This is a genomic window from Alicyclobacillus acidoterrestris, assembly GCF_022674245.1.
Classification (GTDB): domain Bacteria; phylum Bacillota; class Bacilli; order Alicyclobacillales; family Alicyclobacillaceae; genus Alicyclobacillus; species Alicyclobacillus acidoterrestris.
Genome location: NZ_CP080467.1, coordinates 602,979 through 617,875 on the forward strand (window position 1 = coordinate 602,979; position 14,897 = coordinate 617,875).

Annotated in this window: 16 protein-coding genes; all 16 read left to right on the forward strand. The window is 56.9% G+C overall.

Going from position 1 to position 14,897, the window contains the following annotated elements:
- Positions 1-168 precede the first annotated feature (168 nt).
- The 16 genes from upp (at position 169) to K1I37_RS02920 (ending at position 14,897) form a co-directional block, all read left to right on the forward strand.
- Entirely contained in the window at positions 169-798 is a 630-nt protein-coding gene (gene upp / locus K1I37_RS02845) for a uracil phosphoribosyltransferase (protein WP_021296824.1), read from the forward strand.
- Between the two features lie 307 nt (positions 799-1,105).
- Positions 1,106-2,254, forward strand: a complete 1,149-nt coding sequence (wecB, locus tag K1I37_RS02850) for a non-hydrolyzing UDP-N-acetylglucosamine 2-epimerase (protein ID WP_031218762.1) — start codon at positions 1,106-1,108, stop codon at positions 2,252-2,254.
- A gap of 622 nt (positions 2,255-2,876) precedes the next feature.
- Positions 2,877-3,278 carry an ATP synthase subunit I gene (locus K1I37_RS02855; protein WP_021296828.1) on the forward strand — a complete coding sequence of 134 codons (402 nt, stop codon included), beginning with the start codon at positions 2,877-2,879 and terminating at the stop codon, positions 3,276-3,278.
- Between the two features lie 8 nt (positions 3,279-3,286).
- On the forward strand, positions 3,287-4,051 hold the full coding sequence (atpB, locus tag K1I37_RS02860; RefSeq protein WP_021296829.1) for a F0F1 ATP synthase subunit A: 765 nt from the start codon (positions 3,287-3,289) through the stop codon (positions 4,049-4,051).
- 50 nt (positions 4,052-4,101) lie between these two features.
- Positions 4,102-4,338, forward strand: a complete 237-nt coding sequence (gene atpE, locus K1I37_RS02865) for an ATP synthase F0 subunit C (RefSeq protein WP_031218766.1) — start codon at positions 4,102-4,104, stop codon at positions 4,336-4,338.
- Positions 4,339-4,430: 92 nt separating this feature from the next.
- Entirely contained in the window at positions 4,431-4,925 is a 495-nt protein-coding gene (gene atpF / locus K1I37_RS02870; protein WP_021296831.1) for a F0F1 ATP synthase subunit B, read from the forward strand.
- On the forward strand, positions 4,919-5,482 hold the full coding sequence (atpH, locus tag K1I37_RS02875) for an ATP synthase F1 subunit delta (RefSeq protein ID WP_021296832.1): 564 nt from the start codon (positions 4,919-4,921) through the stop codon (positions 5,480-5,482). Before atpF ends, atpH begins: the two co-directional genes overlap by 7 nt.
- The gene (atpA, locus tag K1I37_RS02880; protein WP_021296833.1) at positions 5,479-6,987 is read left to right on the forward strand and encodes a F0F1 ATP synthase subunit alpha; all 1,509 of its coding nucleotides are present in this window, start codon (positions 5,479-5,481) and stop codon (positions 6,985-6,987) included. The genes atpH and atpA overlap by 4 nt, the downstream gene beginning before the upstream one ends.
- 66 nt (positions 6,988-7,053) lie before the next feature.
- Positions 7,054-7,914, forward strand: coding sequence for an ATP synthase F1 subunit gamma (gene atpG / locus K1I37_RS02885; protein ID WP_021296834.1), 861 nt, complete (start codon positions 7,054-7,056; stop codon positions 7,912-7,914).
- 21 nt (positions 7,915-7,935) lie between these two features.
- On the forward strand, positions 7,936-9,342 hold the full coding sequence (atpD, locus tag K1I37_RS02890; RefSeq protein WP_021296835.1) for a F0F1 ATP synthase subunit beta: 1,407 nt from the start codon (positions 7,936-7,938) through the stop codon (positions 9,340-9,342).
- A 37-nt stretch (positions 9,343-9,379) separates the two neighbouring features.
- A complete protein-coding gene (gene atpC / locus K1I37_RS02895; RefSeq protein ID WP_031218768.1) occupies positions 9,380-9,817 on the forward strand; it encodes an ATP synthase F1 subunit epsilon in 438 nt (145 codons plus the stop codon).
- A gap of 1,050 nt (positions 9,818-10,867) precedes the next feature.
- Positions 10,868-11,785, forward strand: coding sequence for a hypothetical protein (locus K1I37_RS02900; protein WP_021296838.1), 918 nt, complete (start codon positions 10,868-10,870; stop codon positions 11,783-11,785).
- Between the two features lie 61 nt (positions 11,786-11,846).
- Positions 11,847-12,098 (forward strand): DUF1146 family protein, encoded by a 252-nt coding sequence (locus K1I37_RS02905; RefSeq protein WP_021296839.1) that lies wholly within the window; start codon positions 11,847-11,849, stop codon positions 12,096-12,098.
- A gap of 281 nt (positions 12,099-12,379) precedes the next feature.
- Positions 12,380-13,264: a YwmB family TATA-box binding protein gene (locus K1I37_RS02910; protein WP_021296840.1), complete on the forward strand. Its 885-nt coding sequence runs from the start codon at positions 12,380-12,382 to the stop codon at positions 13,262-13,264.
- Positions 13,265-13,325: 61 nt separating this feature from the next.
- The gene (gene murA / locus K1I37_RS02915) at positions 13,326-14,630 is read left to right on the forward strand and encodes a UDP-N-acetylglucosamine 1-carboxyvinyltransferase (protein WP_021296841.1); all 1,305 of its coding nucleotides are present in this window, start codon (positions 13,326-13,328) and stop codon (positions 14,628-14,630) included.
- A 63-nt stretch (positions 14,631-14,693) separates the two neighbouring features.
- On the forward strand, positions 14,694-14,897 hold the full coding sequence (locus K1I37_RS02920) for a hypothetical protein (protein ID WP_161624357.1): 204 nt from the start codon (positions 14,694-14,696) through the stop codon (positions 14,895-14,897).

A 14,897-nucleotide genomic window follows, 5' to 3' on the forward strand; every position in this document is an offset into this window, starting at 1 on the left:
TAGAAAGAAATGCGGAAATAGGGCAGAATTTGTGCCTTATTCCGCTGTCCAGCCGCCCCCACACCCACACCTGCCACAATCCGTTCCTAAATTCTGCGCGAACTTGAATCGCAGGATCGGTCGATTTGCTATAATAACGGTAAATGACCACAAAAGGAGCGTCGCCTCTTGGGACAAGTCCATGTGCTGGACCATCCATTGATTCAACACAAGCTCACATATATTCGAAACAAGGACACGGGCACCAAAGAATTTCGCGCATTGGTGCAGGAAGTGTCGATGCTGATGGCGTACGAAATCACCCGCAATCTGCCGCTCGCTGAGACGGACGTCGAAACGCCGGTCGCCACGGCGCGCACGAAGGTGATTGCCGGGAAGACGCTGGCACTCGTGCCAGTGCTGCGCGCAGGACTCGGGATGCTCGATGGCATTCTCAACCTGATTCCGAATGCGAAAGTCGGGCATGTTGGGTTGTATCGTGATCCAGAGACGCTAAAGCCAGTCGAGTACTACTGCAAGTTGCCGCCAAATGTCGAGGAGCGGGATGTTATCGTGGTCGATCCGATGTTGGCCACGGGCGGATCAGCCTCGGCCGCCCTCACCGCCGTCAAAGCGCGAGGCGCAAAGCAGCCGAAGTTGATGTGTCTGGTCGCGGTGCCGGAGGGCATTCGTACCGTTCAGGCTGATCACGAGGACGTCGACATTTACACGGCGGCGATTGACGAGTACCTGAACGATCACGGCTATATCGTCCCTGGCCTCGGTGACGCAGGGGACAGGCTGTTTGGCACGAAGTAATCGCCGGCGCCGGATGGCCCAGCGCCGGGTGGCGCTCATCGGTCGGCTGAATCGACTGAATCGGCCGCTCGGGCTTCGCAGCGCGCCAACGCGCCAACGCCCGGTGGCGCCTGCCTGCACCGCGACGCGGCCATAGCCGCATTCGCCACTCGGCAGTAGCCCGGCCGGCCATTCGGCAGCAGCCCGGCCACTCGGCTGTCGGCGTCACCGCCGGCGACAAGCCGACCTCGCGCCTGGCCACACCAGGCCACCAGTTAAGTTGTCAGTTTGAGGAGGAGCCACTTTGAGTTCAACGCCTTTGCGCGTGATGACTGTGTTTGGAACGAGACCGGAAGCGGTGAAGATGGCGCCGCTGGTGCGCGCGCTCGACGCGCATCCGGAGATTGAATCCATTGTCTGTGTGACTGCACAGCACCGGGAGATGCTAGATCAGGTGCTCGAGGTGTTTGGCGTTCAGCCGGACGTCGATTTGGACATCATGGAGCCACACCAGAGCTTGGCGAAAATCACGACCAAGGCATTAACCGGTTTGGATTCGGCATTGGCAGAGCACAAGCCGGACGTGGTGCTGGTGCACGGCGATACGACGACGACCTTTGCGGCAGCGCTGGCGGCGTTTTATCAGCAAATTGCCATCGGCCACGTGGAGGCAGGGCTGCGGACGTACAACAAGTACTCGCCGTTCCCCGAGGAGATGAACCGCCAGTTGGCGGACGTCCTGTGCGATCTCTTCTTTGCCCCGACAGACCTGTCAGCTCAAAATTTGCTCAATGAAGGGCGGGCAAAGCAGGCCATTTTCGTGACGGGGAATACGGCGATTGACGCGATGCGCACGACCGTCAAAGAAACCTATCATCATCCGGTTCTCGATGCGTTTCCACAAGGAAGCCGGATGATTTATATGACGTCGCACCGCCGCGAGAACTGGGGGGAGAAACTGGCCCAGATCTGCCGCGCCGCGAGACAAATTGTCGAGGCGCACGAGGATGTAGAGCTCGTCTATCCCGTCCATCTCAACCCGACTGTACGCGATACCGTCTTCACCATTCTCGACGGGCATCCGCGCATTCATTTGCTCGATCCGCTCGGAATTGTGGACAACCACAATTTCATGGCGAGAGCGACCTTGATTCTCACTGACTCCGGCGGGATCCAGGAAGAGGCGCCGTCGCTGGGCGTACCGGTGCTCGTGCTGCGGGATACGACGGAGCGTCCGGAGGGGATTGAGGCGGGGACCTTGAAACTCGTCGGAACCGATGAAGCGACCATTGTGGCTGAGGCCAACCGGTTGTTGACCGACTCCGCTGCGTACGACGATATGGCTGGTCGCAAGAACCCTTATGGGGATGGGCGGGCGTCGGATCGGATTGTTCAGGCGATTCTTCACCACTTTGGCAGAGGGGAAGCCCCTGCGCCGTTTCGCTATCAAGAGAGTGATAGACTGTTTCGGGCATAGGTTGCCCACGGTGACTTGCCTGCGCAGAGCTCAACCAATTTGAAGCAGATTCGCGAACGTTTTATGAACAAGTGCTAAATGGAATCTAGAAACTTGGAATGTCAAGCCCGCATTCGTTGACATAGGAATTTACCCTAGTGTACTATAGGCGAGGGTTATGGCATTTCACCATTAAGAACAGGTGTTTCATACTACGAAACGAATGAGCTAGCGCAGGCGTTTCTGGAAATACTCGACATTCACGGATTACCTTTTATTGTAAATGGGTAGGATGTGAATGTGGTGGTGAATTTGCTTGGATAGCCAACACCGCGATGAATAACTCATTCATCTGATGCCCTCTCTTCATCCTGTACTAGGTGGTGTGCGCGTTCGAGAACGAACAGCGTCCTAAGTCGGAGAAATCCCGGTTAAGTAACCAAAATCCGTGGAAAACGTTTGCAGTTTACTCCGGTGCAACACTACAGCTGGCTGTTTGCATTGTGGTATTTACTCTGCTTGGAGTTCACTTTGCGCACCAGCTGCACCATGTCTGGCTGACGGTTGTTGGGGCCATTGTGGGTGTCGTCGTGGGTGGATCGGGACTCGCAGTCCTCGCCAAACAGATTCTAGGAGACAAACCATGAGTGTAGACCGATTGAACAAACGGCTTCGTACAATCACAATATCTTGGCTGGTGTTCATCGGCCTGACTGTACTCGGCTGGGTTATCCTAGCCGACTGGCGGGTAGCGTTGAACGGGCTGCTTCTTGGGGAAGTCGGCGGCTTTTATGTGGTGTTCAGCATGATCCGCCAGGGTCATCACAATCGCGACACGCAGGGGGCTGCGCTGTTTGCTTCAGGAATGGTGGGGATGTTTACACGTCTCATCCTCATTGCTGCGATTATGGTGATTTCCCTGAAATTCCGTGCTGTGTTTAATCCGTACACAGCACTCATCGGGTACCTACTTGGTTTCGTCTTCGTCTTTGTCGGACTGTACAGTTATGCCATGAACCCGAGTGACAATACCAAAGAGAAGTAGGTGAGATAGTGCCAGCATTCCCCACGTTATTTGCGGGGACCATTTGGCAGACCAATTTTACCGTGATTGCCACGATATTCTTCACTGGTCTGGTCATGTTCATCCTGTTGCGCATCGCTGTTGCGCGCATGGATATGCGACGTCCCCGCGGATTGCAAAACCTGATGGAATGGGCGGCTGAGTTCACGACCAACATGGCCCGTGAGACCATGCCGACGGAGCAATCGGTGAGGTTTGTCCTCCCACTTGCGTTTACCATGCTCTTGTTCTTGTTTATCGCCAACTGGTTGGGGCTCATTATGACGATTTCCGTCCACTTTGGTGTGCACGCACATGTGTGGGGTCTGAAGCCGTCCGACTTGGCTGGATCGAATGGTGACGTCGAACTCTTCGACTCGCCGACATCGAGCATGAGTATGGCGCTCGGTATCGCTGTGATGGTGTGGGTAATCAGCCACGCGCGCGGATTGCGCCATCCAAAGCAGTGGTTCAAGCACTTCTACTCGCCGTCGCCGCTCGCCGTCATCGAGGAAATTACCAACCCGTTGACGCACGGTATGCGACTTTACGGCAACATTTTTGCGGGTGAGGCCCTGTTGGGTATCATGCTGAAGGCGCCATTTGCGTTCCATTGGCTGCCGTGGCAGCTTCCGCTGATTGTCCTGTGGCTGTTGTACAGCGGCTTTGTGGCAACGATTCAGGCGTACGTCTTCTCGATTCTGATGTGCCTGTACATTGGCAACAAGTCGTTTGAAGGCCACGCAAATCACTAATCTCGAGTGAACGAGTGAACCATTGAGGAGGATTTCAACCTATGGCACAAATGGTACAAGCGATTTATGATGTTGCGGTTGCGCTGCTTTTGGGTCTTGCAGCCGTTGGTTCCGGTGTTGGTGACGGTTTGGTTATGAGCAAGTACGTCGAAGGCGTAGCTCGTCAACCAGAAGCTCGTGGTTCGATTTTTGCAAGTGCATTGCTTGGTGTCGCGCTTGTCGAGGCTTTCCCGGTTATCGCGCTGGCGTTCGGTATCATCATCCTGTTTACAGCCGGCAAACTTTAATTCGATTGCGTTGACCGAGTGCCGCGAGAGGCGGCACTACGCTATCGATTAGCGTCCGAACGCGATTCCATAGTAGAAGGGAGTGGCGCGAAATGGGGGGCGTCTTCCAGTTAGGGACGTTTATTTTCTCCATCATTAGTTTCTTGATTGTCTTCTTCATCATCCAACGCTTTGCGTTTAGACCGCTCGCCAATATGTTGGAGCAGCGTCGCAAACACGTTGAATCGCAGATTACAGATGCTGAGCAGAGCCGCGAGGAAGCTGCAAAGCTGTTGTCTGAACAGAAACGGTTACTCGATGAAGCGCGCAAAGAAGCTAAAAATATTCTCGATGCAGCCCGTGTCCGCGCTGACGAACAGGCTCGGGAGATCATTCAAAAAGCGGAAGAAGAAGTTTCACGGATCCTCGAAGAGAACCGCGCTGCCATCGCGCGTGAGCGCGACGAGGCCCTTGCGGCAGTGACACAACGCGTCGCAGAGTTGACAGTCGAACTGACTTCGAAACTGTTGCGTGACCACGTCACGGCTGAGGTGCACAACGAGATGGTAGCCGAGGCGGAAAAACGCCTGGGTGAGCTCGTATGTTAAGCGGGGCAGTAATTAATCGATACGCTCGCGGTTTGCTGGCATACGCCAAGGCGCACGATGTGACCGACGCGCTGGATGCGCAACTCGGTGAACTGGGGCGCGCGCTCGCGGCTTCGGCTGAACTCAAGGCGCTGTTGGCCAATCCGGTTCTTACGCAGGAAATGAAGCTTTCAACCATAGATAAACTGTTCGCAGGTGAGCTACGTTCAGACCTGCGCAACTTCATCGCCCTTTTGCTGGAACGGCAACGTGGTAGTTACGTGTCGGCCATCGCAGAACGGTATCACGAATTAGTCGACGAGTTGAAGGGTCGGCTTGAAGTAGAAATCGAGGCGGCACAGCCGCTCTCCGAGGCGCAAACAGAGGCGATTGTCGCACGGTTGTCGCAATCGTATGGCAAAGAGATTCACCCGGTCGTCCGCATCAACCCGGCACTCCTCGCGGGGTATCGGATTCAGGTCGGCAACCGCGTGCTCGACGCCACGACGCAAAATCAGCTTCGTCAGTTTCGGAGTCGGCTCGTCCTCGGTAACGCTCGCAAGGAGGGAACACGTTGAGTATTCGGCCGGATGAAATCAGTGCGCTGATCAAACAGCAAATTGAGCAGTTTGACGCGCAGATTCAAGTGAACGATACCGGTATTGTCCTGTCGGTCGGTGACGGTATCGCCCGTCTTCACGGTCTTGACAATGTCATGGCTGGTGAGTTGGTCGAGTTTGAGAACGGCGGCTACGGCATGACGCTGAACCTCGAAGAAGACAACGTTGGTGTCGTCGTCTTGGGTTCGGTGACGGGAATTCAGGAAGGCGAGCAGGTTCGTCGTACAGGGCGCTTGGTCCAGGTTCCTGTCGGCGACGCACTGTTGGGTCGCGTCGTCAACGCCCTCGGACAACCTCTTGACAACAACGGCCCGATTCAGACGGACACCTACCGTCCTGTTGAATCGCCAGCACCAGGTGTCATCGTTCGTAAGTCAGTCCACGAGCCACTTGAGACGGGGATTAAGGCTATCGATTCGATGGTGCCAATTGGTCGTGGGCAGCGCGAACTGATCATTGGTGACCGGCAAACCGGTAAGACGGCAATTGCGCTGGACACCATCATCAACCAAAAGGGCAAAGGCGTCATTTGTGTGTACGTCGCCATCGGCCAAAAGCAATCCACCATCGCACAGGTTGTGGAGACGCTGCGCCGCCACGGTGCCCTCGAATATACCATCGTCGTTGCGGCGAGCGCTTCTGAAGCAGCACCGCTTCTGTACCTGGCTCCGTACGCAGGTTGCGCGATGGCAGAGCATTACCTCTACAACGGCGGGCACGCCCTCGTCGTGTATGACGATTTGACCAAGCACGCTGCAGCATACCGCGAAATGTCCTTGCTGCTGCGCCGTCCGCCAGGCCGCGAGGCATATCCTGGTGACGTCTTCTATCTGCACTCTCGCCTGCTCGAACGCGCGGCGAAGTTGAACGACGAAAATGGCGCAGGCTCCTTGACGGCATTGCCGTTCATCGAGACGCAAGCGGGTGACATCTCGGCGTACATTCCGACGAACGTCATCTCCATCACGGACGGTCAGGTCTTCTTGGAATCCGATTTGTTCTTCGCGGGTGTCCGTCCGGCTGTCAACGTCGGTAGCTCCGTTTCTCGTGTCGGTAGCTCGGCGCAGACGAAGGCGATGAAGAAGGTCGCTGGTACGTTGAAACTCGACTTGGCGCAGTATCGCGAACTTCAAGCGTTCACGCAGTTCGGTAGCGATCTCGACAAGGCCACACAAGACACCCTCAAGCGCGGCGCGCGCATGACGGAACTTCTGAAGCAGCCGCAGTATCAGCCGCTGACGTTCGACCGTCAGGTTGCATCGCTGTGGACGGGTATCAACGGCTACTTGGACGATGTTCCGCTTGAGGCAGTACTCAAGTTCGAGCGCGAGTGGTTGGCGTTCATCGACCGCGAGTATCCGCAAATCTTCCAGCAGATGCAAGAACGCACGACGCTCGAAGATGACACGGTTGCACTTCTCAAGGAAGCAGTCGCGAAGTTTAAGGCGACGTTTGTGGCGTAAACCGCCCACAGTGTTGGTTCTTGATTGCGCGGCCAAATCCTGAGAGACGATGGGTGGTGAAAGGCATTGCCGCAAAATACGCGTGAAATTAAACGCCGCATTCGCAGCGTTCAGAATACATCTCAAATCACGAAGGCCATGGAGATGGTCGCGGCTGCGAAATTGCGTCGCGTTCAGGACGCAGTTCAGCAGTCCAAACCTTACTTGGCTAAGTTACAAGACATGTTGGCGAACGTTTCTGCATCGGCCCGCCACGTGAAGCACCCTCTGTTGGCGTCGCGTCCGGTCAAACGGACGGGCTACTTGGTCATCACGGCCGACAGGGGACTTGCTGGCCCGTACAACGCGCAAGTAGTCCGCGCCGCGATGCAGGAGTTCGGTAAAAAAGACAAGTCGGCGTTCACGATTTTCGCCGTCGGCAAGCGGGGAAGAGATTTCTTCAAACATCGTGACTACCCTATCGGTGCGGAAGTCATCGATTTGGACGACTCGCCGACCTATAGCTCCATCCGCAATCTCGCGGAGGAGATGGTGCAGTCGTACGAGCGCGAAGAGTTCGATGAACTGTACTTCATTTACAACGAATTTATCAACGCGGTGTCGCAGCGGGCGGTCGTCAAGAAAGTGTTGCCGCTCGATAGTTTGACAGACGAGCAAACAGGCCCGCGTCATCAATACGAGTTCGAACCCGACGAGGACGCGGTCATGGCCGCACTTTTACCTCGTTACGCAGAAACGTTGGTCTACCAAGCGGTTCTCGACGCGAAAGCCTCCGAGCACGCCGCGCGGATGACTGCAATGGGTAATGCAACCGAAAATGCGAAGGACATCATCGCTGACTATACGCTTTCGCTCAACCGTGCTCGCCAAGCGGCGATTACGACGCAGATTGCGGAAATCGTCGGCGGAGCGAATGCCCTAAGCTAAACGAGAACAGGAGGGAACTACGTGAGCAAAGGATATGTCGTGCAGGTCACGGGTCCGGTGGTCGACGTCCGCTTCGAAGACGGTCAACTGCCGGCTATCAACAACGCCCTGCGCATTGACCACCAAGGTGAAATCGACATCCACTTGACGTTGGAAGTCGCGTTGCACCTTGGCGATAACGTGGTTCGCGCCGTCGCGATGTCGTCTACGGACGGCCTCGTGCGCGGCACCGAAGTAGTAGATACTGGCCATGCTATCAGCATGCCAGTTGGCCAAGGAACATTGGGACGCATCTTCAACGTATTGGGTGAAACGATTGACGAACAGGGCCCTGCGGACGCAAAGGAAAGCTGGCCGATTCACCGCGATGCTCCGAAGTTCAGTGAACTGACCACGAAGACGGAGATCTTCGAAACGGGTATCAAGGTCGTCGATTTGCTCGCTCCGTACATCAAGGGCGGTAAGGTCGGCCTGTTCGGCGGCGCCGGCGTCGGTAAAACCGTCTTGATTCAGGAATTGATTCACAACATCGCAAAGGAACACGGCGGTTATTCCGTCTTCGCGGGTGTCGGCGAACGTACCCGTGAGGGGAATGACTTGTACCACGAAATGAAGGACTCTGGCGTCCTCGACAAGACCAGCATGGTGTTCGGTCAGATGAACGAGCCGCCAGGTGCGCGTCTACGCGTCGCCCTCTCGGGTCTGACATTGGCGGAGTACTTCCGTGACGTCGAAGAACGCGACGTGCTGTTCTTCATCGACAACATCTTCCGTTTCACCCAGGCGGGTGCCGAAGTGTCCGCATTGCTCGGCCGTATGCCGTCCGCCGTCGGTTACCAACCGACGTTGGCGACAGAAATGGGCCAACTGCAAGAGCGTATCGCGTCGACCGTCAAAGGTTCCATCACGTCCATCCAGGCCGTTTACGTGCCTGCCGATGACTACACGGACCCAGCGCCGGCCAACACGTTTGCGCACTTGGACGCAACGACCAACCTGGATCGCCGGATTTCCGACATGGGCTTGTACCCCGCCGTCGATCCGCTCGCCTCGACCTCCCGCGCCCTCCAGCCGGACATTGTCGGCCAGGAGCACTACGATGTCGCTCGCGGCGTCCAGGCGGTATTGCAACGCTACCGCGAATTGCAGGACATCATCGCGATTCTCGGTATGGACGAGTTGACGGACGAAGATCGTCTGACAGTCGCTCGTGCGCGTAAGATTCAAAACTTCCTGTCGCAGCCGTTCTTCGTCGGTGAAGTGTTTACGGGTATCCCTGGCAAATACGTCACCGTACAGGACACGGTGCGCAGTTTCCGTGAAATCCTCGATGGCAAGCACGACGACATTCCGGAAACCTATTTCCGGTACTGTGGTCCGATTGAAGACGTTATTGAAAAGGCCAAGAAGGACGGCTACGCTTCGTGACGTCGAAGTGCCTGTCGCAGGAAGGTAGGTGAGCGGGTTGCTAACGGTACCTCTCGAAATCGTGACGCCTGAGCGCGTCATTCTCGAACAGGACGTTCGGATGGTGACGCTTCAGGGCGGATATGGCGAGCTCGGCATTTTGCCGAGGCACATGCCCCTGGCAACTTCCGTGAAACCTTGTTTGGTTCGCATTAAACTGGAAGATGGCCGCGAGGACGTCATTCCAGTCTCCGGCGGATTCGTCGAGATTCTGCCCGACAAGATCACCTTGTTGGCAGATACCGCCGAATTGCCGGAGGATATCGACGCCGACCGTGCACAATTGGCCAAGGAGCGCGCAGAGCGCCGCCTCAGCCAAAGTGCCGACGACGTCGATGTGAACCGCGCCAAGGATGCACTGTTGCGGTCAGAGCTTCGCCTCCAGGCAATTGAAGAGCATCAGAAGTTGAATGGCTTTCTCACAAGCGCCCAATAAGCGCAACAAAATCACAGATTACCCACGACACCCGGCGCCTTTCGCGTCGGGTGTTTGTGTTTGTGGAGCGCGCAGGGGCGCGGTTGAGGATGGGCGGCGTGATCGAGGAGGGCTGGGTTGTGGCCGGGGGCCGCGTCGGCAGGGGGCCTGGGCGGCTGGCGATGGAGACGGTGGCAATAAGGCACATTATCTGCGCTATTTGTGTCGAGACGGGCGGATCGGGCGATATAGCGCAGAATTTCTACCTTATTTGCCCGGATCTACCGGGAATACGGCCAGGATGAGCGCATTAAGACATTTTACGTGCCTTAATCAGTGCCGACGGCCGGAAAGGCAGAGAATAAGGTAGAAATTCGACCTTAATGTACCCGGGTGGCCGATGTGGGCGCGGATCGGGGTGTGTTGTGTGGCGCGATTGACGAGAAGCGGCTCCGGTGGCTGGCGCCAAGCCCTCAGTCCCGTGCGTGCATGGCGTGATAAGGCACATTATCTGCCCTATTTGCGCGATGGCGGGGAGAATGGCCGATATAGGGCAGGAATTTTACTTTATTTGCCCGGATAAACCCCAAAATCCGCATCATGACGCGGATTAAGGCACGTCAGTTGCCTTAATTCACACTTGTGCGGCTAGGCCAGCGGAATAAGGCACTTTTTCGCCCTTAAGCGCCTGGCATCCAGCCGGTGGCCTGCGTGCCAAGCCCTCACCGCCGCGGCTCACCCACGCCCGCCGCCGCCCGCCGCCCGCCGCCCCGGCGACTGGACATCATGATAAGTTAGGTATTTACTTTATTCAGGTGATTCCAGCAGCATAGAAGATTTGGCATGGGTCATCGCGATGGACAGGGCGGGTTGATTTGGGCATACTTAGCAGATGCTTCATAATGTCTGAGGAGGCTCATACACTAGTGGTGCCCGTCCTCGGTTTGGCTCCCGGCGGAAATCGGAAATCTGTCGCCGCTGCCTGTTCGCATCGGGTGCCGTGTCGTTCGTGCGCCTCCAGGCAGGCTTTGTAACCCGACGTTGATACCACCCACCGTAAGGAGGATTGGTTTGACTTCTTGGATTTGGTTGTCGTCCCTGTTGTCACTTTCTGGACTTGTGTTTCTTGTTATTTCTGGTCCTCGAACCCCGTCGCGGGTGTCTTATTCATTGTCTACGTGTCTCTATGCGGTATCGAGCATTGCTGCGCTCCTAGGGTTGATAGGTGTGCTGTTCAGTCATGGGGAGACGGAGACATACCTGTTTTCGTTGTTCGGGCTGCAGCACTATGAAGGTTTTCGGGTCGGTCTGGCGACCTCCATCATCACGCTGATTCTGTATGTGCTCTGTGCGCTCTGGATGGGGTGGAGGTGGCGGGCTGCGTCTGCGGCTGATGTGACCGAGGTGGCGCACGACGAGGCGCTGTTGATGGCGTGGGTGACGTTCGGGCTGTCCATCTTGATTTTGGCGCCGTCTTTGGGGCAGGCGTTTGTCGGGGTGGCCATTGCCGTGCTCGGTGCCATATATGTTGTGTGGCGGGCGACGCTTCGGGAGGGCGTGCGGGCGCTTGAGGTGAGGGTTGTGGGATCGGTTGCCTTGGCGATCGCGACAATTTTACAAACTCTGCCGACGTGGGTAGCGTGGCATGTACTTCACACGGTACAATTGAGCGAGATTCACTATCAGGTCACAAGCGCTTCCTGGCATGGTCCGATGTGGCTGATTTGGGTATGGTTTATCGGATCCCTCTTGGCCATTGCCACGGTTGCACTTGCACCGAGGTTTGTACAGCCGCGACCGTGGGCGTCAACGACGGGGATGCCGTTGCGGATTGCTGCAATTCTTGGGCTGTCGGGCGGTTTTTACGTTTGGTTGGTATGGCCTGTCGTGATCGCGTCAAGCTGGCAGATTGCGATTGTCGCCGTCGCCGGCTTGCTGATGTTGGGCGCTGTCGTGATGGCGTTCAGGCGCAGTCAAGCAGTTCTATAGGAGGACTGTAACGGGTGATTCCAGTGGATGGGAAACGGATGGTTGATGAGGTGAACTGGGCGTGACGAACACAGCGGCAAATACCCCGTTGACACTGGGCGTTGACGGCACCGTGACATTGCTGTTTTTCTTTTTGGGGCTGGTTGCTGCCTGGTGGGCCCTTGGTGCGGTCAAATGGGATAAGTTTGTGAACCAGCCGTTGAGTTCGCAGGTTCAGATGCTTCGATTCTTCCTTGCGCTTCTCGGGGGCATTGTTGCAGTTCTTGTGGCACTCTTGTTACTTGGTGCTATGATGTTTGTGCGCGCACTTTAGCGCCATCGTGTGGCCGTCGTGCGCGCACGTGTGCGTCACATTTTGTCGAATGGGCGCACAGACGACCCCCGTTCTTCGGGGGCCGGGGTCGTAATTGTATGATGGTACAGCAGTGTGGGTCACTCGAGCGCGGCAATTGGCTACTAGACGAGTGAAACTAGTAAATCGTAGTATGAAGTCGGTATAAACGGCCTTCAATCTGTCCAACCTGTTGATAGAAACGCGAGATTCGCGAGAACGCGAAGCGCGACAAATCTTACGGTTGGATGGAGGCAGTACAAATGGCACAAACTAGCGCACAGAAGCGAATGGCTCGACTCAGAAATCGCCGGATCAAGCGAAGGGTCAAACAGTTCGGATGGGCGGGTGTTTTGGTTGCCATAGGTGCTTGCCTTGTGCATAGTCCGTCGGGATCGACCGTTCAGGCATCGACGATGAGTCAGCCGGTTGACACGACGTCGGCTGCGTCGGACGGGGTCCGGCAGTTGAACTATTTGCAGACGGCGATGTCAGCGATGAAGGCGACACCGACGGGATACGCGATTCACGATTGGACCGTGCTGGATGACGAATACCACACGGAGAAACAATTGGAAACCATCGCGATCCAGTTGGAGCAGGAATTTGATTTAACGAACGCGAAAGTAACTACTCGGTCCGAACAAAATGAAACGTTTTATCAAGTGGACGGGACTTGGTCGGGATCCACAGATGTACGCATGGTTTTGACCAGTCTCCAGGGAGAGCAGGCCTCGCAGCAGACGACGAGCACCGGCGATGAATCGGTGCTAACGGTCACCGCGCTCGGCACGGCAGCGGGGATGAATTTGTTTGCCCAGCAGTACGACACGGTGGAACAGATGGTGGCTGCAGTGCAGGGGACGCCGCAGATGAGCGCGTACCTGACTGGGACGCTACCGACTGAGACGGACGAAGCGCAGGCGAACGCCATTGCATCGACGGCGCTTGCGAGCGTTCATGCGACGACGGTGGAGGCGCTGCGCACGCAACTGGAGACCAGTCTATCGGGGTATTCCGCAGACCCGTTGACGTACATTGATACGAATGGGAAGCGCATGGACGTTCAAGTAGCGGTTCATGACGATACATACCATCATAGAACTGACGTCTTGGTCGGAACACCAATCATAACCACTACGTACTAGGCGACACGTCCACGTAACGCTTCGTGACGAGGAGTCCTGAGACTTGAGCGGAGGTTACGGAATGGCAAGAATACTTATCGAAGGCGGGCATCGGCTGGAAGGGTCCGTCCGCGTGAGCGGTGCAAAGAACGCCGTCTTACCGATATTGGCTGCAAGCCTGCTCGCAGCAGAAGGCATCAGCGAAATTGATGAAGTCCCGCATCTCTTAGATGTGGAAAATATGGCGAATACCGTGGCGGCGCTCGGCGCAGTCGTCGAGTGGAAGCGCGGCGGTGTCCGCATCAACGCACAGAATATCCACAGTGTGACGCCTCCGTACGATCTCGTTCGCCGCATGCGAGCCTCGTTTGTTGTGGCAGGTCCGCTTTTGGCGCGCTTTGGCGAGGCGAGCATCGCATTGCCCGGCGGCTGCAACATTGGGCCGCGCCCAGTTGATTTGCACATCAAGGGACTTGAGGCGATGGGTGCCAAGGCGACGGTGGAGAACGGTTTTGTCCACCTCAAGGCGCCTGCGGGCGGCTTGCGCGGGGCGCGCATTTATCTCGATATCCCAAGTGTCGGCGCGACGCAGAACATCATGATGGCGGCGGCGTTGGCAGAGGGGCAGACCGTCATTGAGAATGCGGCGAAGGAGCCTGAAAATGTCGATCTCGCCAATTACCTCAACGCCATGGGCGCCCGCGTCCGCGGTGCGGGCACGGATATCATCCGCATTGACGGCGTCGACGTGATGCACGGGGCATCTCACTCTGTGATTCCGGATAGAATCGAGGCGGGCACGTTCCTGGTGGCAGGCGCCTTGATGGGCAACGGCCTGTATGTTGAAAATGCGGTGTCGCAGCACATCATGTCGCTTATCGCGAAACTCGAAGAGGCAGGCGCCCAAATCGAGGACAGGGTCGACGGCATCAAGGTCTGGCCTTGCGAATCTGGCCGCATGCGTCCGCTCGACGTGAAGACGCACTATTATCCGTCCTACCCGACGGATATGCAGGCTCAGATGCTCGCGGCCCTCACGGTCGCTTCGGGCACGAGCACGGTTACGGAGACCGTCTTCGAGAACCGCTTCATGCACGTGGCCGAGCTCCAACGGATGGGCGCGAACATTCACATCGAAGGTCGTACAGCGGTGGTCGATGGCGTTGATCGCCTATCCGGCGCTCGCGTCACGTCGACTGACTTGCGCGCTGGTGCTGCGCTCGTCATCGCCGGCTTGATGGCCGATGGCCTCACAGAAGTACACGGCCTGCACCACATCGACAGGGGCTACGACAACCTCGTCGGCAAGTTCCAAGCCATCGGCGCAAAAATCGAGCGCTACGACGACGAGGAAACCATCCCTTTGCGCGCCGAATCAGCGGGCTGATTCGGTCGGGGGCCGGCCGGAGGCATGGCGCTTTGGCGCTGGCCGGGCCGGAGCATGGCTTGCGTGGCTAGGCGCTGGTCGGGGCGGCTGGATGCCGTCCAGGGTCGCGGTGCGCGATTTGACGCATGGTGCCTGACTTGGTGCTTGGGTGCTTGGGTGCTTGGGTGCTTGGGTGCTTGGGTGCTTGGGTGCTTGGGTGCTTGGGTGCTTGGGTGCTTGGCACCTGACGGGCGCTTTGGCCTGGGCGGCAGTGGGGCACTTGGGTGA